Raw genomic sequence first — 18,155 nt, forward strand, 5'->3', positions numbered from 1 at the left:
TGCGCGTCCCGCCGCTCTCGCTGTGCACCGACAACGGCGCCATGATCGCCTCGCTCGGGGCGCAGCTCGTCGCCGCCGGTAGCGCGCCCTCGGGGCTCGGCTTCGGGGCGGACTCCACGCTGCCGGTCACGCAGATCCAGCTCTGAGCGATATCCGATGCTGATCGAGGAGCGGGTATGAGGATCGAGTTCGGCGGCGGCGAGCTGTTCGACGAGTTGCGGCCGCTCTGGGAGGCGCTCTTCGATCACCACGTCTCCGTCGGCGCCGCGGGGCTCGCGACGATCCCGCGCGAGCAGAGCTGGCCGCTGCGCGCCGCCCACTACGAACGCATCTTCGCGGGGCACCCGTGGGCCGGTGTCTGGCTGGCGCGGGGAGACGACGCGAGCGGCTCCGGCGCGGATCGGCCGATCGGCTACGCTCTTGCCTTCGAGACGGAGCTCGATTTCCGTGCCGCGACGGTTCTCGAGACGCTGAGCCTGCTGCCCGAGGCGCGCGGAACGGGTGCGGGGAGCGAACTCATGCGGCTCGTGTTCGAGGAGGCGGCGGGGCGCGGAGCCGAGCTCGGGATCATCGACGTGATGGGCGGCAACGACCGGGCGAAGGCGCTCTACCTGCGCAGCGGCCACCTGCCGTACTCGGAGACCTGGATGCGCTCGACCCCTCCCGCTCAGGAGCCCGGCGCCGGGCGGGTGACGTTTCTCGACGGCTCGCTCGTGAAGCTCGCGGCGAGGAGCGGGTTCGATCTCGAGTTCCTGCCCGGCCCCGACGACACCTGGGTGTCACCGGACCGGCTCGCCCTGCTCACGCCCGTCGAGGCGGAGAGCGCATGGACGATCCGCGAACTCGAACTGCTCTTCGCCGCGCTGCAGAGCTCGGGGCTGTGGACGATCCTGGTCGAGATCCCGGTGCCGCCGCGCGCCGCGCCTCTTCGCGAGGCGCTCGCCGCCGCCGGTTTCCGCCTCGCCCTGGAGCGTCTCGTGCGGCAGCTCGCGGGCTGAGCCCGGCCCTCGACCCACGCGAGTGCGCAGTTGCTCGGTCGTGCAGGGTTCGCCCGCGCCCGACCCCGCACAACTCAGCACTTGCGGGCGGCGGATCGGAAGATCAGAGGATCTCGGTGTCGATGAAGCGGTCGTCGTTCTTGCGCGGCTCGATGCGGCCGTCGGTGTTGTTCGTCAGCAGCCACAGGGTGCCGTCGGGGGTGAGGGTCACGTCGCGAATGCGTCCGTATTCGCCGACGAAGTAGTCCTTGTCCTTGCCGAGATTCGCGAGCGGCACTGAGCGCAGCCGCTGCCCGCGCAGGTTCGCGATGTAGATCCTGCCGTCGGCGATGGCGATGCCGCTCGGGCTCGCCTCCGACGGCGACCACTGCTGCACCGGGTCCGTGTAGCGGTCGTCGCCCGAGACGCCCTCGACGACGGGCCAGCCGTAGTTCGCGCCCGCCTCGATCACGTTGAGCTCGTCCCAGGTGTCCTGGCCGAACTCGGAGGCGTACATCGTGCCGTCCTCATCCCAGGCGATGCCCTGCGGGTTGCGGTGCCCGTAGCTGTAGACGGGGGAGCCCGAGAACGGGTTGTCCTTCGGCACCTTGCCGGTCGCGGTGAGGCGCAGGATCTTGCCTCCGAGGCTGTCGCGATCCTGCGCGAGACCCGGCTGCCCGGCGTCGCCGACGGTGACGTAGAGCTTGCCGTCGGGGCCGAAGGCGATCCTGCCGCCGTTGTGGCTCGCCGCGCTCGGCAGGCCGTCGATGACGGTCCGCGCCTTGCCGAGCTTCAGCGCCCCCGGCTCGCCCCGCAGCGGAAAGCGTTGCACGCGGTTGCTGTTCGCCGCCGTCGAATACGCGTAGAGGTAGGTGCCGTCGGCAACCTCTCCGGTCTGCGGATCGATCACCGCGTCGTCATCGGCGGAGCTCCGCACGGCGAGCCCGAGCAGGCCGCCCTCACCGCCGTGCACCACACCCGCGACCGTCGTGATCCGGCGCTTCGAGCCGTCTTCGGCGAGCTCGAAGATCCGGCCGCTGTCGCGTTCGCTCACGATCGCGGTGTTGCCGACGAAGACGACGGACCACGGCGCCTCGAGACCGGTCGTCGCCTCGCGAGGGCCGGCCGGCTCCGCGGCCGTCTCCTCGGGCTCCGGTGTATCGGGCTCCTCGGTCTCGGGCGGGGCGATCGTCGGCAGATCCTCGGCCTCCGAGGGCGGCTCCGCCGTCCCGCCGCAGGCCGCGAGCGCGACCGTCATCGCCGAGGCGAGCAGCAGTGCGCAGATGCGCGACATCATGACGAACCCCCTTCAACGCGTGCGCCGCCCACGCTAACCGATGCCGCTGATCTCGCGCTCAGGATCGGGATCGCGCTCAGGATCGGGATCAGGATCAGGAATGGTCCCGACTCGGGCTCTGTCCGAGATCGTGCCTTGGGATCCGGCGTGACGGATGCCCGAGCGAAGGACGATCCCGGGCCGGACACGATCAGATCAGAACAGTGTCGGAGTCTCGGGGGAGAACGACGGCCCGGAGCCCGCCGCGCGGGCGAGCGCGGGCGGAGGAGCCGGCCGTTCGCCCCGCTCGAGCCCGTACCGGCGGATCAACGGCCGGATCCGCGCGGCGAGCTCGCGACGATACGCCTGCGGCGCCCGGCTGCTGCTCCCCGGATAGAGCGAGCGGTAGGCGGGCAGCAGCTCGGGGTGCTCCCGCTCGAGCCAGGCGAAGAACCAGGGCTTGACGTGCGTGCGCAGGTGCAGCGGCCCGTACATCACCGAGCGGGCGCCCGCCTCCCGGATCTCGCTCAGGAGGCGGGCGAGGTGGGCGGTGGAGTCGGTGAGGCGCGGCAGCACCGGCATCAGGAAGACATCGCAGGCGAGCCCCGCCGCGCTCGCCGTAGCGACGGTCTCGAGTCGCGCGCGCGTACTCGGCGTGCCGGGTTCGATCGACTGCTGCAGGGCCGGATCGCCGACCGCGATCGACATCGCGAGCGAGACCGGCACGCGATCCGCCGCCTCCGAGATCAGCGGCAGGTCCCGCCGGAGGAGGGTGCCCTTGGTGAGGATCGAGAGCGGGGTGCCGCTCTCGGACAACGCGCGGATGATGCCCGGCATCAGGCGGTACCGCCCCTCGGCGCGCTGATACGGATCCGTGTTCGTGCCGAGCGCCACATGCTCGTGCGCCCAACTCGGGCGGTGCAGCTCCCGGCGCAGGACCTCGGCCACATTGACCTTGACGATGATCTGCGAGTCGAAGTCCCGGCCCGTGTCGAGCTCGAGATAGCGGTGCGATCCGCGTGCGAAGCAGTAGACGCACGCGTGGGAGCAGCCGCGGTAGGGGTTGACCGTCCATGAGAACGGCATCGAGGATCCCCCGGGCACGCGGTTCAGCGCGCTCTTGGCCAGCACCTCGTGGAACACCGCGCCCTGGAACTCGGGGGTGCGCACCGAGCGCAGGTGCCCCGGTACGGCGGCCACCTCGGCGAGGGCGAGCCCCGGCAATGCTCCGTCGTCCGCCGTTCCGGCTGCGCGCTGCCCGTTCCACCTCATGCCGACCATTCGAACATATATTCGAATCATCGGCAAGCGCTCGCGGAGTCTCCTGCAATGCCGCCCTGCGCCGGGTACCCGGCGCAGGGCTTCGAGTGCCCCGCGCGATCCGGCATCGGATAACGCTTCGATCACATGATCCGAGGTGCTCCGCCGGTACCACGGAGGCTATGCGATAGCCTCGGGTTGTACCGGGAATGGCCCCGGTGACCAGCGGTCAGACGTCTGAAGAGAGGGTCTGGAATGGCGACAACGGTGTCGAATACGGTCGAGGCGGATGCCTCCGGGCCCCGCGAAGCGGAGGGCTCGGTGGTGCTCGATCGAGTGACCAAGCGCTATGGAGAGATGGCCGCGGTCGACGATCTCTCGCTCGATATCCGCCCCGGCGAGTTCCTCTCGCTGCTCGGGCCGTCGGGCTGCGGCAAGACGACGACGCTGCGCATGATCGCGGGGTTCGAGCAGCCGGACGCCGGCGACCTCCGCATCTCCGGCAGGTCGGTGCTCGGCGTGCCGCCGTACAAGCGCAACGTGAACACGGTGTTCCAGGCGTATGCGCTCTTCCCCCACATGACGGTCGCGCAGAACGTCGCCTACGGGCTGCAGGAGCGCCGGGTGCCGAAGGCGCAGGTGCGCGAGCGCGTGGCCGAGGCGCTCGCGATGGTGCAGATGCGCTCGTTCGCCGAGCGGAAGCCGACTCAGCTCTCGGGCGGCCAGCAGCAGCGCGTCGCGCTCGCCCGTGCCCTCGTGAACCGCCCGAGCGTGCTGCTGCTCGACGAGCCGCTCGCCGCGCTCGACCGGAAACTGCGGGAGGAGATGCAGCTCGAGCTCAAGCTGATCCAGGCGAAGCTCGGCATCACCTTCGTCTTCGTCACCCACGATCAAGGCGAGGCGCTCTCGATGAGCGACCGGATCGCGGTGATGCGCGAGGGCCGGATCGAGCAACTCGCCGACTCGACGACGATCTACAGCAACCCGGTGTCGGCCTACGTCGCCTCGTTCGTCGGCCAGCAGAATTTCTTCTCGGGAACGGTCTCCGCCGACGGCTCGGGCATCGCGAGCGAGTACGGGGTGCTGCGGCCGGCAGCAGCCGTCACCGCTGTCGGCCCGGGCCAGCGCGCACGAGCAGCCGTGCGGCCGGAGTTCATCGAGATCACGGCGGACCGCCCGGCGGTCGACGCCAACGCCGTCGAAGGCAAGGTGATCGGCGTCTCCCACCTGGGGGAGACGCAGCAGTTCCTCGTGCAGCTCGGCCCCGAGATGTCGCTGATCTCTCGGCTGCCGACCCCGAACGCGCCGGCCGTCGGCGTCGGCGATCGGGTGTGGTGCTCCTGGCGCCCCGGTTCGGTCCAGGTGTTCGCCGAAGACGAGGCCATCACCGAAGACGGCTTCAGCGCGCCGCCCACCACGACGGCCATCCCCACGACTTGACGACGCAGCGACGACGCACAGAGAGACAGAGGAAGATCATGACCGAACACACTCCCATCCGTATTCTGGCCGACGCCTCGCAGGTACCCGGTGTCGTGCGCAACCTCTCGCGCCGGAGACTGCTCTCGGCCACCGCGATCGTCGGCGGCAGCGCACTGCTCGCCGCCTGCTCGAGCGGCGGCGGCGGAACGAGCACCGGTGGCGGCGGGGATTCCACGGCCACCGGTGGCCCGCTCGAGGACGAGCTGTCGATCTTCACCTGGGGCGACTACGACGCGCCGGAGGTGCTCGAGGGCTTCACCGCAGAGCTGGGCCCGAAGATCATCCTCGACTCGTACGGCTCGAACGAGGAGATGATCTCGAAGCTGATCGCCGCGAAGGGCACGGCCGGCTACGACATCCTCGTGCCGACCGGCGTCTACATCCCGCAGCTCATCGAGCACGGCCTGCTGATGAAGCTCAATATGGATCTGATCCCGAACATCGAGCACATGGACCCCGAGTTCTTGAACCTCGCGTGGGATCCGAACGGCGAGTACTCGATCTGCAAGGCGTGGGGCACGACAGGCTTCGTCTACGACAAGACCGTCATCAAGCGGGATCTCAAGACCTGGAACGACTTCCTCGACGCAGCGAAGAACGAGGCCAGCGGCAAGACCAGCGTGCTCGACGACCCGGCCGAGCTGACCGGCATGTACTTCTGGGCCAACGGAATCGATTGGAGCACGACCGACGAGGCCGAGCTCCAGGCCGCTGAGGACTTCCTCGTGAACGAGCTCGCGCCGCACATCTCGACGTTCGACTCCTACCCCGGCGGCGGCGCCATCTCGCAGGGTACAGCCGCGCTGTTCCAGGCGTGGAACGGCGACGCGCGCCAGGGCATTCTCGAATCGAAGGATCCGGACAAGTGGCAGTGGGTGCTCGGCGCCCCCGCCACCGAACTGTGGGTCGACAATTGGGTGATCTCATCGAGCGCGCCGAACCCCGAGGCGGCGCACGCGTTCATCAACTTCGTGCTGGAACCCGAGAACCAGCTGCTGAACGTGAGCTACATCGGCTACCACACGGGCGCGAAGGACATCGAGCAGAAGGCCCGCGATGCCGAGCTGCCGATGCTCGACCTGATCTTCTTCACCCCGGAGCAGATCGCGACCATGCACGAGGGCGAGGTAAACGAAGCCACCGAGCGCGTCGTCGACATCTACAACAAGATGAAGGCAGCCGCCAGTGCGTAAACTGCGCACTCCGGGCTACGCCCTCGCGCTCCCTGCCTGGATCTGGCTCTTCGTCTTCTTCCTGGTGCCGGTCGCGGTCGTGTTCTGGTACAGCTTCGGCTACAAGCCGGGGCTGTTCGGCACGCATGCGAACGACGTCCTCTCGTTCGACCGCTACGCGGAGGTGTTCACGCCCACGTTCCTCGGAACGTTCACGAACACGCTGTGGATCGGCATCTTCGGCACGCTGCTGTGCTTCATCGTCGGTGCCCCGATCGCGTACTGGATGGCGCTGAAGGCGCCGGCGAACATGAAGGGCCTGCTGCTGGCGCTCGTGCTCGTGCCGTTCTGGACGAACTTCCTGGTGCGCACCATCGGCTGGCTCGTCGTGCTCTCGCCCGAGGGGTGGCTCTCGACCGCGCTGCAGGCGATCGGCTTCGACCCGATCAGCATGCTCTACACGCGTTCCGCGGTGCTCTTCGGCGTGGTCTACAACTATCTGCCGCTCATGATCCTGCCGCTGTTCGTCGCCTTCGACCGGGTGGGCGCGGTGACGCGGGAGGCATCGAAGGATCTCGGTGCGAACTCGATCCGTACCTTCATGCGGGTCACCTTCCCGCTCGCGCGTCCCGGCATCGTGGTCGGCGTGCTGCTCGTCTACATCCCGTTGATGGGCGACTACATCACCGCGGTCGTGCTCGGCGGTGCGAAGGGCAACATGGTGGGGCAGATGCTGGCCTCGCAGTTCCAGACCGCCCAGAACTGGGCGCTGGGTTCGGCGATGGCGATCATGCTGATCCTCATGATCGCGATCACCATCGCGGTCGGCGCGTTGCTGGCGTGGCTGATCTCGCTGCCGTTCAAGTACCAGAACCAGGTGAAGCTCGAGGGGGTGGCGGCATGACCGCGATCGATGGGGCCCAGCGGCTCGGCGTTCCCGAGTCGCATACCGAGACCGCGCCTCCGGTGCACCGGGTGCGCAAGCCGCTGACGGATCGGCTGCTGAAATGGTGGAGCATCCTCGTCTTCATCTTCCTCTTCACGCCGATCCTCGTGATCGTGATCTATTCCTTCAACACCGGCCGCCTGCTCGTCGCCTTCGACGAGTTCGGCCTCGACAGCTACGCCGCGCTGTTCCAGAAGCACGTGTTGAGCGACGCGGTGATGGTCTCGCTGCGCGTGGCGCTGATCGCCTCGATCTTCGCGGCCGCGCTCGGCACCTTCGCCGGTATCGCGCTCGCGCGCCGGCCCGGCAAGTGGACGCTCTGGTTCGTGGCGTTCCTGCTGCTCGTCGCGGTGACGCCCGATATCGTGGCCGCGGTCGCATTGCTGCCCTGGCTCGTGTTCCTGGGGCAGGATCTCGGCCTCTTCGTCTTCAACGACGGCATCGTGCGCCTCACGGTCGGCAGCTCGCTGTTCTCGATCGCCGTGGTGACCTACATCGTGCGCGCACGCCTCGTCGGCATGCCGGCGAACCTGGAGGAGGCCGCGGCCGACCTGTACTCGCCCCCCGCGCGGACCTTCCGCAAGGTGACGCTGCCGCTGGCGATGCCGGCGATCCTCGCCGGCTTCCTGCTGTCGTTCACCTTCGCGCTCGATGACACGATCGTGGCGTCGTTCGTGCAGGTCTCGGGGTCGACGCCGTGGCCGGTGTACGTGCTGAGCGCGCTGCGCAGTGGGCTCCGGCCCGAGATCGCCGCCGTGTCGACGCTGATGCTGCTCCTCACGCTGATCGCGCTCGCGATCGTCGCGATCGTGCTGAAGCGCGCGGGCGACTCCAGCACTGATATCGCCCGCACGATGGCGGGCGGGTAAGCGCGATCCCGGGTGGTGGCCTGAGGACCGGCTCCGGTGCGCTAAGCTTGTGCGGTGCGCCTCCGTAGCTCAGGGGATAGAGCGCCGGTTTCCGGTACCGTAGGTCGGGGGTTCGAATCCCTCCGGGGGCACTCGTTCGAAGCGGGGTCGTCTGGTCAGAAATGGCCGGCCGGCCCCGCTTTTCATTGGATCGGGGCCAGAGCCGGGGCCGGCAGTGTGCCGGCATTCTCCTGAATGATAAGAATTATCGCTATCAAGATTCGAAGAATTTAACCTGCCCTTCCCATAGCGGCCATGTATTCGGGGTCGCGGCGCTACCTGAGTTCGGTGTGCTGGTTCGTGGCCGCTCGCAGTGCGGTCGATGCATGTGAACGCAGCGAACGAAGGAAGACATGACGAACGAAGTCCGTGCACCGTGGGCGACGCGCGGCGGGGCAACCCTCGCGCTCGCCGCTCTGCTCGGCGGAGCCCTGGTCGTACCCGTAACGGGTGCGGCTTCGGCAGCCGAAGTCGAGATCCCCACCACGCCGGTGATCAGCACCGGCACGACCTGGAAGTACCTCGACACCAACGTCGACCCCTCCGCCGGCGACGCCGATCGCAATAGCTGGGCCGCGCCCGGCTTCGACGACAGCGCCTGGAAGCAGGCAGCGAGCGCCTTCGGGGTGAAGAACAACGCCCTCGGAGCAGTCGGCCCGTACACGCCGGTGACGAAGCTCGACCACTACATCGACGGCACGTTCCAGCCCGCCATCCCCACCTACTTCTTCCGTACCACCTTCACGCTCGATACCGGCGTCGCCGACCAGCTCGAAGCGGCCGTCGGCAACATCGTCTACGACGACGCGGTACGCATCTATGTCAACGGCGAGAAGGTCGCGAACTTCCGCGACGGTCGCGTCGACGACACCCTCGAGAGCAACCTGCAGTACGCCGGTGAGAACGGCGGCAACCCGGTCGAGGGCAGCTTCACCGTGCCGGCCGACCTGCTGCGCGACGGCGCCAACACCGTCGCGGTCGCGCTGTACCAGGATCGCGCCGCATCATCCGACGCCTACTTCGATGTCGACTCGCTCACGCTCACCCCGAAGGCCGACGACGAGGAGGAGCCCGGCGGCGACCCGACCGTCGTCGTCGCGGCGCCGACCCGCGTGATCCTCACCCCCACCAAGAACCCCGCGACCTCGCAGTCGTTCTCGTGGACCGCGGGCGACGTCTCGCACGAGATCGGCAAGGTCGAAATCGTGCCGGTCGCCGGCGGCGCGAGCCGCCTCGTCGACGCGACCGCCGTCGGCAAGGTGAACGGCAACCAGAACCAGCACTTCTCGGCGACGATCGGCGGCCTCACGAAGGCGACCGCCTACAAGTACCGCGTCGGGCTGCCCGGCAGCTGGAGCGAGTGGTTCGAGTTCACCACTGCCGACCCGAAGAAGACGGACTTCCAGTTCGTCTACTACGGCGATGCCCAGATCGGCCTCGACACCACCTGGCCGGGCGTCGTGGCGCAGGCGGAGGCCAAGGCGCCCCGCTCGATCGGCTCGGTGCACGCGGGCGACCTGATCGACACCGGCAGCAACGACACCCAGTGGCGCAACTGGTTCAAGGGCATGGAGCACTCGGCCACCAGCACGAACGTGATGGCGGCCCCCGGCAACCACGAGTACTCGGGCGACAACCTGCTCAAGTCGTGGAAGGCGCACTTCGAGTACCCGCTGAACCAGCCCGACAACGACTCGATCGGCGATCTCGCGAACCTCGCCGTGGGCGACACCGACGTGGCGCGCCAGTACGCCGCGTACTACGCCCACTGGGCCGAGTTCGCTGCCGAGACCGTCTACTACTCGGACTACCAGAACGTGCGGTTCATCACGCTGAACGCGACCCGCGACACGACCTTCCTGCGGCCGACCGTGCTGCCGAGCTGCTCCGGCGCCGACTGCCCGAGCACCAAGGTCGCCGATCTCTGGACGCAGTACCAGGCCGAGTGGCTCGACTACGTGCTGAAGAACAGCCCGTCGAAGTGGAACGTCGTCACCTTCCACCAGCCGGTCTACTCGACCTCGTCGGGCCGTGACGAGCCGGTGCTGCGCAAGTACTGGGTGCCGGTGTTCGAGGAGAACGACATCGATCTCGTGCTGATGGGCCACGATCACACCTACGCCCGCGGCTACAAGAACACGAGCAAGACCGAGACCACCGGCCTGACGAGCGGCCCGGTCTACGCGGTCTCGAACTCTGGCGCGAAGCACTACAACCTCGCCACCGAGGCGAACAATGTGTGGACCAACAACGGCGCCACCCAGGTGCTCCGCGGCGAGTACGTCACCACCTACCAGGTGGTCGACGTCAGCAAGGATCAGCTGGTCTACCGCTCCTACGTCGCCGAGAAGACCGGCAGCGCGAAGAGCTTCAAGGTCGTGCCCGAGACCGAGGGCGAGCGCCCGACGTACGCGGCTGCGACCGTGCCGGCCGTCGGCGAGCTGTTCGACGAGGTCACCGTGACCAAGTACGCGAGCGGGGCCAAGTACGTGACCGAGCCCGGCGTGGAGATCCCGACCGGTGGCACCGGCGAGCCCGGCCCGGCAGGCCCTCCCGGCAAGGACGGCGCTGACGGCAAGGACGGCGCCGATGGCAAGGATGGTGCCGACGGTAAGGACGGCGCCGATGGTGAGGACGGCGCTGACGGTAAGGATGGCGCCGATGGCAAGGACGGTGCCGACGGTAAGGACGGGAAGGATGCGACCTGGTCGCCGATCGCGACCACGACGAGCCTGGCCATCAAGACGCAGCCCGGCCTGAAGCAGAGCCTGACCGCCACGGTGTCGAAGGGCATCGCGGGCTCGGTGATCTTCGCCGATCGCGGTGAGTGGGTCGGCGCCGCTCGTGTGAACGCCGATACCGGCACCGCGAAGCTCACCCGCACCTTCTCGGCCGGCTCCCACTCCATCATCGCCTGGTTCGTCCCCGATAACGGTTGGTCGGCAGCCGGATCGTACTCGACCGCGGCGACGTTCAAGGCGGCGAAGCTGCAGAAGAGTGCGAGCGCCAAGGTGAAGGCGACGGCGCTCAAGGGCCGCAAGCTGAAGCTCACCGTGTCGCTCGCCGGCGCGACGGGCGTGAAGCCGGCCGCGCAGACGGCGACCGTCACCGTGCAGACCACTGGCGCGAAGCGCAGCTACACGGTGAAGCTCAAGAACGGCAGCGGCACGGTCAAACTGCCCAAGGTCGCCAAGTTCAAGGCCGGCAAGAAGGTCACGGTGCGGGTGTCCTTGCCCGGATCGAAGGCCTCGAGCGCCTCGACGGTCTACACGGTGAAGAAGACCGTGAAGACGGCGAAGGTGCGCCTGAAGTAGGGGTTCGCCCGAGCAGGGAGGGGATCGCGTCTCGGCGCGGTCCCCTTCTCCCGTTCCGTTCCGCGGCCGGGGCGGCCCACGCGCCTGCGGCTGAGTAGACTTGACGCTCGTGACGCCTCAAGAACTCGCCGCCCAGCTCGCCCGGATCCTCACCGACATCATCGGTGCGCGCGCCGAGGTCGGGATCGCCGTGACTCCTGCGGACACCGCGGTCGAGCGGCCGAAGAACCGCGAGCACGGCGACTGGGCGTCGAACGCCGCGATGAAGTTCGCGAAGCGCATCGGCGCGAACCCTCGGGAGCTGGCGCAGGAGATCGCGGCGGCGGTCGCCGCAGTCGACGGGGTCGCCGCGGCCGAGGTCGCGGGCCCGGGCTTCATCAACATCACGCTCGACGCCGCGAGCGCGGGCGAGACGGCCCGCCGCGTCGTGGAACTCGGCGAGGCCTACGGCCGCAGCGACATGCTGGCGGGCCAGAACATCAACATGGAGTTCGTGAGCGCGAACCCGACCGGTCCGCTGCACCTCGGCCATACGCGCTGGGCGGCGCTCGGCGATTCGATCTCGCGCGTGCTGCGCGCGGCCGGGGCCGCGGTCACCAACGAGTACTACATCAACGACGCCGGTGCGCAGATGGAGAAGTTCGGGCGCTCGGTGCTGGCCGCCGCGCTCGGCGAGCCCGCGCCCGAAGACGCCTACCCGGGCGAGTACATCCAGGAGCTGGGTCGCAAGGTGGTCGAGCAGGTACCGGGGCTCGCCGAGCTCGCGGCGAACGATCGCCCTGCCGCGCTCGCCGAGGCGCAGGAGGCGGCGTACCAGCAGCAGCTCGTCGAGATCAAGGATTCGCTCGAGCGCTTCAACGTGCATTTCGACGTGTTCTTCTCGGAGCGGACCCTGCACACGCCCGGCCCGGACGGCGAGGAGAGCCCCATCGCGGCTGCGATCGACCGTCTGCGGGCGCAGGGCCACGTGTTCGAGGCCGACGATGCGATCTGGGTGCGCACAACCGACTTCGGTGACGACAAGGATCGCGTCTTCACGCGCGGGAACGGCATCTTCACCTACTTCGCGGCCGATGCGGCCTACTACCTGTCGAAGCAGGATCGCGGCTTCGGCGAGAAGATCTACCTGCTCGGCGCCGACCACCACGGCTACATCGGGCGTCTCACGGCGATCGCGGGCGCCGCGGGAGACGACATCGAGACCGACATCACGGTGCTCATCGGCCAGCTCGTGAATCTGAACGGGGCCCGACTCTCGAAGCGCGCCGGGAACATCGTCGAGCTCGACGACCTGCTCGAGTGGCTCGGATCCGACGCGCTGCGCTACTGGCTGGCGCGCTATCCGGCCGACTCTCCGCTCGCCCTGGACGGTGAGAAGCTGCGCAGCCGGACCAACGACAACCCGGTCTTCTACGTGCAGTACGCGCACGCCCGCACCTGCGCGGTGGATCGCAACGCGGCCGCGGCGGGGATCGACCGCAGCGCCTTCGAACCCGGATCGCTGACGCACGAGACCGAGACCGAACTGCTCGGGAAGCTGCAGGAGTACCCGGGCATCGTGGCCGGTGCCGCCGAGCTGCGCGAGCCGCATCGGATCGCTCGCTATCTCGAGGAGCTCGCCGGTGCGTTCCACCGCTGGTACGACAACTGCCGGGTCATCCCGCTCGGCGACGAGCCGGTAACGGATCTGCACCGCACCCGACTGTGGCTGAACGACGCCGCCGGCCAGGTGATCCGGAACGGGCTCGACCTGCTGGGCGTCTCGGCGCCCGAGCGGCTGTGAACGGGATGCCGGGATCCAGCCGCACCGTACCCGACGTCGCCGCATCCGCCGATACCGTGCCGCTCCCGGACTCCATCCCGCCGCGCGACGATGACCGGCCCGAGGCGCTCGAGCCGCCGCGCCGTCGGCGCCGCTGGCTCCGGATCGCCGTCCCGGTCGTCGTGCTGCTGCTCGTCATCGGGGCGGCGGAGCTCGCCATCCGGCTGATCGTCCCGGGCATCGTCTCCTCCGTCGTGCGCGAGAACCTGAGCCTCAGCGAGGAGCACCCGGTGGAGGTGCGGCTCGGCGCCTTCGAGCTGCCCTCGGTGCTCACCGGCAGGCTGAGCACGGTCGAGGTCGAGGTCGACGACGCGCAACTGATCGACGGGCTCACGGGAACGGTGCGCCTGCGCGCCGACTCCGTGCCCTTCGCGGTGAGCGAGGGCGAGATCCGCGGGGCGTCGGCCTCGCTGATGATCGGCAAGGACGAGCTGCCCGCAGCCATCGGCCTCTTCACCGCCGGGGTCGCCGACGGCGGCGTCGTGAGCGGGGGCGAGCTCGTGGTCTCCCGCGAGGTCGCCCTGTTCGGCGCGGACGTCAGGCTCGAGGCGACGCTCGGGCTCTCGGTCGCGGACGGCGATGTGGTCATCGAGCCGCGCGCGGTCGGGGCCGCCGGCTTCGACCTCAGCGCGGATCGACTGCGCGAGCTCACGGGCGGCACTTTCGACGGCATGCTGAGCCCGCACGACGTGTGCGTGGCCGATCGCCTGCCGACCGGCCTGGAGCTCACCGGCATCGATCTGCTCAGCACCGGCGCGGCGCGGTTGACCGTCGCGGTCGCCCCCGACATCCTCTCGAATCCGGCGCAGCTGGAGACCGGCAGCTGCTGAACCGCGCGCTCGATACCGGCGGTCGTACGAGCCCCGTGCCGAGCCGCCGATCGCTCACCGCACCATGTTCCCGCGACGGCACGGCGACTGGCTAAACTGGTCGAGTCCGTTCCGAGAGCCGGTCTCTCCGTTCGCCGGCTTCAGGGGCCAATCCGGGTCCGCTCGCCGCAGGCCGCCGATGCGCGGCCGAGCGAGTGCCGCGGACGCCGAACCGACCAGCCAGGAGCAACGATGAGCGCCGTGCCCAGCGACCTCAACGCGATCGATCCCCGTGTCTTCCCCGCGACCGCGCGCCGCGGCCGCGACTGCGGCATCCTGAAGATCGGCGAGATCCGTGCGACCGATCTGGTCGAGCGCTTCGGCTCGCCGCTCTACGTCGTGGACGAGGACGTCGCGCGGCAGCGCGCGCGGAGCACCCGGGAGGCGCTGCAGCGCGAGTTCGCCCGCGTCGGCGCGGAGGCGACGGTCTACTACGCGGGCAAGGCGTTCCTCTGCGTCGAGACGGCCCGCTGGATGGCCGACGAGGGGCTGAACCTCGACGTGGCCAGCGGGGGAGAGCTCGCGGTCGTGCTCGCAGCCGGCGTCGAACCCGGCCGGATCGGCTTCCACGGGAACAACAAGTCCGAGGCGGAGATCGCGCGCGCCGTCGACGCGGGTGTCGGGACGATCGTCCTCGACAGCGAGCAGGAGATCGACCGGGTCGCGGCCGCGGCCGCGGCTGCGGGTGTGCGTCAGCGCGTGCGGCTACGCGTCAACAGCGGCGTCCACGCCTCGACCCACGACTACCTCGCCACGTCGCACGAGGACCAGAAGTTCGGCCTGCCGCTCGAGCGCACCGTCGAACTCGGGACGCGGATCGCGGCGCACGGGAGCCTCGAGCTGCTGGGGCTGCACTGCCATATCGGCTCGCAGATCTTCGCCACCGACGGTTTCCGCGAGTCGGCCAGGCGCCTGCTCGGGGTCTACCGCGAACTCGGAGAGGCCGTGGGCGCGCCGATCCCGGAGCTCAACCTCGGCGGCGGATACGGCATCGCCTACACCTCGGCGGATGTCGATCAGGTGCCCGCCATCGAGGGGATCGCCCGCGAACTCGCCGACATCGTCGCCGAGACCTGCGTCGAGGCCGGGATCGCGATCCCCCGGCTCGCGTTCGAGCCGGGGCGCCTCATCATCGGCCCCGCCGGCGTGACGCTCTACACCGTCGGCACCACGAAGGCGGTGCGGCTCTCCGGCAGCGACGCGGGCGGCGATCCGGCCGACCTCGGCTACGCGGAGCGCCTCTACGTGAGCGTCGACGGCGGCATGGGCGACAACCCGCGGCCGGCGCTCTACGGGGCGGACTACCAGGTGCGGCTCGCGAACCGCCGCTCGGCGGCGGATCCGGCGCTCGTCCGCGTGGTGGGGCGGCACTGCGAATCCGGTGACATCGTCGTGAACCGCGACGTCCTGCCCGGTGACGTGGCGCCCGGCGACCTGCTCGCGGTAGCGGCGACCGGCGCCTACTGCTGGTCGCTCTCCAGCAACTACAATTACGTGCCGCGGCCCCCGGTGGTCGCGATCCGGGATGGTGAGGCTCGCACGATCGTCCGCGGCGAGACCGAGGACGATCTGCTCGCCCGCAGCGTCATCCCGGAACGATCATCGAACACGACGGACCACACGAACGGAGAAACCAAGTGAACGGCTACCGAGATCTGCGCGTCGCGCTGCTCGGCTGCGGGTCGGTCGGCGCCCAGGTGGCCCGGCTCCTGCTCGAGCAGGGGGACGAACTCGCCGCCCGCGTCGGAGCGCGGCTGCACCTGACCGGTATCGCGGTGCGCGATCTCGACGCGCCCAGAGACGTCGACCTCCCGCGCGAGCTCTTCACGACGGACGCGGAGCAGCTCGTGCTCGGCGCCGACATCGTGGTCGAGCTCATGGGCGGCATCGAGACCGCGCGGGAGCTGATCCTGCGCGCCCTCGAGAGCGGCGCCGACGTGGTCACCGCCAACAAGGCGCTGATCGCCGAGCACGGCCCGGAGCTGGCGGACGCCGCCGAGCAGGTCGGTGCGCAGCTCTCCTACGAGGCCGCTGTCGCCGGAGCGATCCCGATCATCCGGCCGCTGCGCGAGAGCCTCGCCGGCGATCACATCACCCGCGTGCTCGGGATCGTGAACGGGTCGACGAACTACATCCTCGACCGCATGGACCGCTTCGGAGACAGCGCCGAGGATGCGATGCGCGTCGCGAGCGAACTCGGATATCTTGAGGCGGATCCGACCCTCGACGTCGAGGGCTACGACGCCGCGCAGAAGGCGACGATCCTCGCGAGCATCGCGTTCCACACCGTGGTCCCCGTCGACGCCGTGTACCGGGAGGGCATCAGCGGAGTGACCTCGGCCCAGATCGAGGCCGCGAGGCATGCGGGCTACGTCATCAAACTGCTCGCGATCGCCGAACGCCTCACCGCAGCGGATGGGACCACGGGCGTCTCCGCACGCGTCTACCCGGCGCTGATCAGCCGCGACCATCCGCTGGCCGCGGTCCACGGCGGGAAGAACGCGGTCTTCGTCGAGGCCGAGGCCGCCGGCGAGCTGATGTTCTACGGCGCGGGCGCCGGTGGCGTCGAGACCGCCTCGGCTGTGCTCGGCGACCTCGTCTCGGCAGCGCGACGCCACGTCATCGGCGGCCCCGGGATCCCCGGATCCTCGCATGCCGACCTCTGCGTCCTGCCCATCGGCGAGGTGAGCACCAGCTACCAGATCATGCTCGAGGTACGGGATCTGCCCGGCGTGCTCGCGGAGATCGCGGGCCTGCTCGCAGAGCACGGCGTCTCCGCGGCGAGCGTCGAGCAGACGGTCGCCGACGGTGCCGAGGGAACCGCGACCCTCGTGATCGGTACTCACATCTCCCGTGAGGCGGATCTCGCCGCCACCGTCGATGCGCTGCGCGGGAGCGCCGTGGTGACCGCGGTCACCAGCGTGCTCCGACTGGAGGGCGGCGCATGACCGCACTGCGCGTCCACGTCCCTGCGACGAGCGCCAACCTGGGTCCCGGCTTCGACACGCTCGGTCTCGCGCTCGGCTACGGGGACGACCTCGTCGTCAGAACCCGCCCGACCCCCGGTATCACGGTCGCCGTTTCGGGCGTGGGCGAGGGCGAGGTCCCGGGAGACGAGACGAATCTCGTCGCCCGCTCGATCGCGCACGTGTTCGAGCGCGTCGGACGTGCGATGCCCGGCCTCGACATCGAGGCGAACAACCGCATCCCGCACGGCCGCGGCATGGGGTCCTCCGGCGCGGCCATCGTCTCCGGTGTGACCGCGGCGGCCGGCCTGCTCGCGCGCGACCCCGACGCTCCGCTGCTCCTCGACGACGATGCCCGGCTGCGCTACGCGACCGAGCTCGAAGGCCACCCCGACAATGTCGCCCCGGCGCTGTTCGGCGGCCTGACCATCGCCTGGACGACGGCCGAGGGTCCCCGCGTGAAGCGGCTGATGGTTCACCGCGGCATCTCTCCGCTGGTCCTCGTCCCCGACTTCACCATGTCGACCGAGCTCGCCCGCAGCCTGCAGCCCAAGCACGTGCCGCACGAGGACGCGGTGTTCAACGTCTCGCGCTCGGCGCTGCTCGTCGCGGCACTGACGCAGAGCCCCGAACTGCTCTTCGAGGCCACGGAGGACCGCCTGCACCAGAACTACCGGGGCGAGGCCATGCCGCAGACCCGGAACCTGATCGCCGCCCTGCGGAGTGCCGGACACGCAGCGGTCGTTTCGGGCGCCGGCCCGTCGATCCTCGTCCTCGCCTGCGACCCCGCCGAGCGCCTGGAAGCCGCTCGGATCGCCGAGTCCCACGGTGGCGGCTGGCGGCCGCTGCTGCTCGCCGTGGACATCAAGGGTGCTACAGTAGAGGGGATCCGCCAGTAGCCGCGACATCGTCGTCGGCCTGAGTTCGCGGATCATTCCTTCGCCGGGTCACCCGGCGATTCATTTTGCGCCGTTCTCCGAATCGCGAGAGGGCGCCGCCGTGGAGCAACGCGATCCGTATGTGCGCGTCGACCACGGCACACCGCCGAAAGGAACACCGTGGAGCAGAACTCCATCGAAAGCAACGAGGCCGTAGCAGAGACCGCCGCCGAGGCGCAGACCACCGCCGAGGCCGCGCCGCGCCGCCGCTCGCGCCGTGCCAGT

Annotated in this window: 13 protein-coding genes, 1 tRNA gene and 1 pseudogene; 13 read left to right on the plus strand and 2 right to left on the minus strand. The window is 69.4% G+C overall.

All coding sequences use genetic code 11. The features are described from left to right. Positions 1-146 (plus strand): annotated as a pseudogene (locus ACFPZL_RS03750) (tRNA (adenosine(37)-N6)-threonylcarbamoyltransferase complex transferase subunit TsaD); the annotation flags it as partial. A gap of 30 nt (positions 147-176) precedes the next feature. Continuing rightward, a complete protein-coding gene (locus ACFPZL_RS03755; RefSeq protein WP_218115881.1) occupies positions 177-998 on the plus strand; it encodes a GNAT family N-acetyltransferase in 822 nt (273 codons plus the stop codon). 103 nt (positions 999-1,101) lie between these two features. On the opposite strand, the gene ACFPZL_RS03760 is transcribed toward ACFPZL_RS03755, so the two are convergent. Next, the gene (locus ACFPZL_RS03760; RefSeq protein WP_236022085.1) at positions 1,102-2,274 is read right to left on the minus strand and encodes a PQQ-dependent sugar dehydrogenase; all 1,173 of its coding nucleotides are present in this window, start codon (positions 2,272-2,274) and stop codon (positions 1,102-1,104) included. A 195-nt stretch (positions 2,275-2,469) separates the two neighbouring features. Continuing rightward, on the minus strand, positions 2,470-3,525 hold the full coding sequence (locus ACFPZL_RS03765; RefSeq protein ID WP_218115882.1) for an Rv2578c family radical SAM protein: 1,056 nt from the start codon (positions 3,523-3,525) through the stop codon (positions 2,470-2,472). A gap of 243 nt (positions 3,526-3,768) precedes the next feature. On the opposite strand from ACFPZL_RS03765, the gene ACFPZL_RS03770 reads away from it, so the two are divergent. The 11 genes from ACFPZL_RS03770 (at position 3,769) to thrB (ending at position 17,891) form a co-directional block, all read left to right on the plus strand. Next, the gene (locus tag ACFPZL_RS03770; RefSeq protein ID WP_218115883.1) at positions 3,769-4,953 is read left to right on the plus strand and encodes an ABC transporter ATP-binding protein; all 1,185 of its coding nucleotides are present in this window, start codon (positions 3,769-3,771) and stop codon (positions 4,951-4,953) included. Between the two features lie 38 nt (positions 4,954-4,991). Next, a complete protein-coding gene (locus ACFPZL_RS03775) occupies positions 4,992-6,188 on the plus strand; it encodes a polyamine ABC transporter substrate-binding protein (protein WP_218115884.1) in 1,197 nt (398 codons plus the stop codon). After that, positions 6,181-7,071: an ABC transporter permease gene (locus ACFPZL_RS03780; protein WP_218115885.1), complete on the plus strand. Its 891-nt coding sequence runs from the start codon at positions 6,181-6,183 to the stop codon at positions 7,069-7,071. Before ACFPZL_RS03775 ends, ACFPZL_RS03780 begins: the two co-directional genes overlap by 8 nt. Beyond that, positions 7,068-7,982 (plus strand): ABC transporter permease, encoded by a 915-nt coding sequence (locus ACFPZL_RS03785; RefSeq protein WP_218115886.1) that lies wholly within the window; start codon positions 7,068-7,070, stop codon positions 7,980-7,982. The genes ACFPZL_RS03780 and ACFPZL_RS03785 overlap by 4 nt, the downstream gene beginning before the upstream one ends. Positions 7,983-8,040: 58 nt before the next feature. Beyond that, a tRNA-Arg gene (locus ACFPZL_RS03790) sits at positions 8,041-8,113 on the plus strand. A gap of 261 nt (positions 8,114-8,374) precedes the next feature. Beyond that, on the plus strand, positions 8,375-11,335 hold the full coding sequence (locus ACFPZL_RS03795) for a metallophosphoesterase (RefSeq protein ID WP_218115887.1): 2,961 nt from the start codon (positions 8,375-8,377) through the stop codon (positions 11,333-11,335). A gap of 109 nt (positions 11,336-11,444) precedes the next feature. After that, complete coding sequence (argS, locus tag ACFPZL_RS03800) at positions 11,445-13,118, plus strand: arginine--tRNA ligase (RefSeq protein WP_218115888.1); 1,674 nt, start codon at positions 11,445-11,447, stop codon at positions 13,116-13,118. 5 nt (positions 13,119-13,123) lie between these two features. After that, positions 13,124-13,987 carry an LmeA family phospholipid-binding protein gene (locus tag ACFPZL_RS03805; RefSeq protein ID WP_236022088.1) on the plus strand — a complete coding sequence of 288 codons (864 nt, stop codon included), beginning with the start codon at positions 13,124-13,126 and terminating at the stop codon, positions 13,985-13,987. A gap of 231 nt (positions 13,988-14,218) precedes the next feature. Then, positions 14,219-15,667, plus strand: a complete 1,449-nt coding sequence (lysA, locus tag ACFPZL_RS03810; RefSeq protein WP_218115890.1) for a diaminopimelate decarboxylase — start codon at positions 14,219-14,221, stop codon at positions 15,665-15,667. Further along, complete coding sequence (locus tag ACFPZL_RS03815) at positions 15,664-16,974, plus strand: homoserine dehydrogenase (RefSeq protein WP_218115891.1); 1,311 nt, start codon at positions 15,664-15,666, stop codon at positions 16,972-16,974. Before lysA ends, ACFPZL_RS03815 begins: the two co-directional genes overlap by 4 nt. Continuing rightward, positions 16,971-17,891: a homoserine kinase gene (thrB, locus tag ACFPZL_RS03820; RefSeq protein ID WP_218115892.1), complete on the plus strand. Its 921-nt coding sequence runs from the start codon at positions 16,971-16,973 to the stop codon at positions 17,889-17,891. Before ACFPZL_RS03815 ends, thrB begins: the two co-directional genes overlap by 4 nt. The last annotated feature ends 264 nt before the right edge of the window (positions 17,892-18,155 follow it).

This window comes from Leucobacter soli (genome assembly GCF_042659205.1).
Taxonomy (GTDB): Bacteria; Actinomycetota; Actinomycetes; order Actinomycetales; family Microbacteriaceae; genus Leucobacter; species Leucobacter soli.

Bases quoted from the DNA above. Each gene is read 5' to 3' on its own strand.
- thrB (WP_218115892.1), top strand. From the start codon at position 16,971: ATGACCGCACTGCGCGTCCACGTCCCTGCGACGAGCGCCAACCTGGGT.
- ACFPZL_RS03795 (WP_218115887.1), top strand. From the start codon at position 8,375: ATGACGAACGAAGTCCGTGCACCGTGGGCGACGCGCGGCGGGGCAACC.
- ACFPZL_RS03785 (WP_218115886.1), top strand. From the start codon at position 7,068: ATGACCGCGATCGATGGGGCCCAGCGGCTCGGCGTTCCCGAGTCGCAT.
- ACFPZL_RS03775 (WP_218115884.1), top strand. From the start codon at position 4,992: ATGACCGAACACACTCCCATCCGTATTCTGGCCGACGCCTCGCAGGTA.
- lysA (WP_218115890.1), top strand. From the start codon at position 14,219: ATGAGCGCCGTGCCCAGCGACCTCAACGCGATCGATCCCCGTGTCTTC.
- ACFPZL_RS03755 (WP_218115881.1), top strand. From the start codon at position 177: ATGAGGATCGAGTTCGGCGGCGGCGAGCTGTTCGACGAGTTGCGGCCG.
- ACFPZL_RS03770 (WP_218115883.1), top strand. From the start codon at position 3,769: ATGGCGACAACGGTGTCGAATACGGTCGAGGCGGATGCCTCCGGGCCC.
- ACFPZL_RS03805 (WP_236022088.1), top strand. From the start codon at position 13,124: ATGCCGGGATCCAGCCGCACCGTACCCGACGTCGCCGCATCCGCCGAT.
- ACFPZL_RS03765 (WP_218115882.1), bottom strand. From the start codon at position 3,525: ATGAGGTGGAACGGGCAGCGCGCAGCCGGAACGGCGGACGACGGAGCA.
- ACFPZL_RS03760 (WP_236022085.1), bottom strand. From the start codon at position 2,274: ATGATGTCGCGCATCTGCGCACTGCTGCTCGCCTCGGCGATGACGGTC.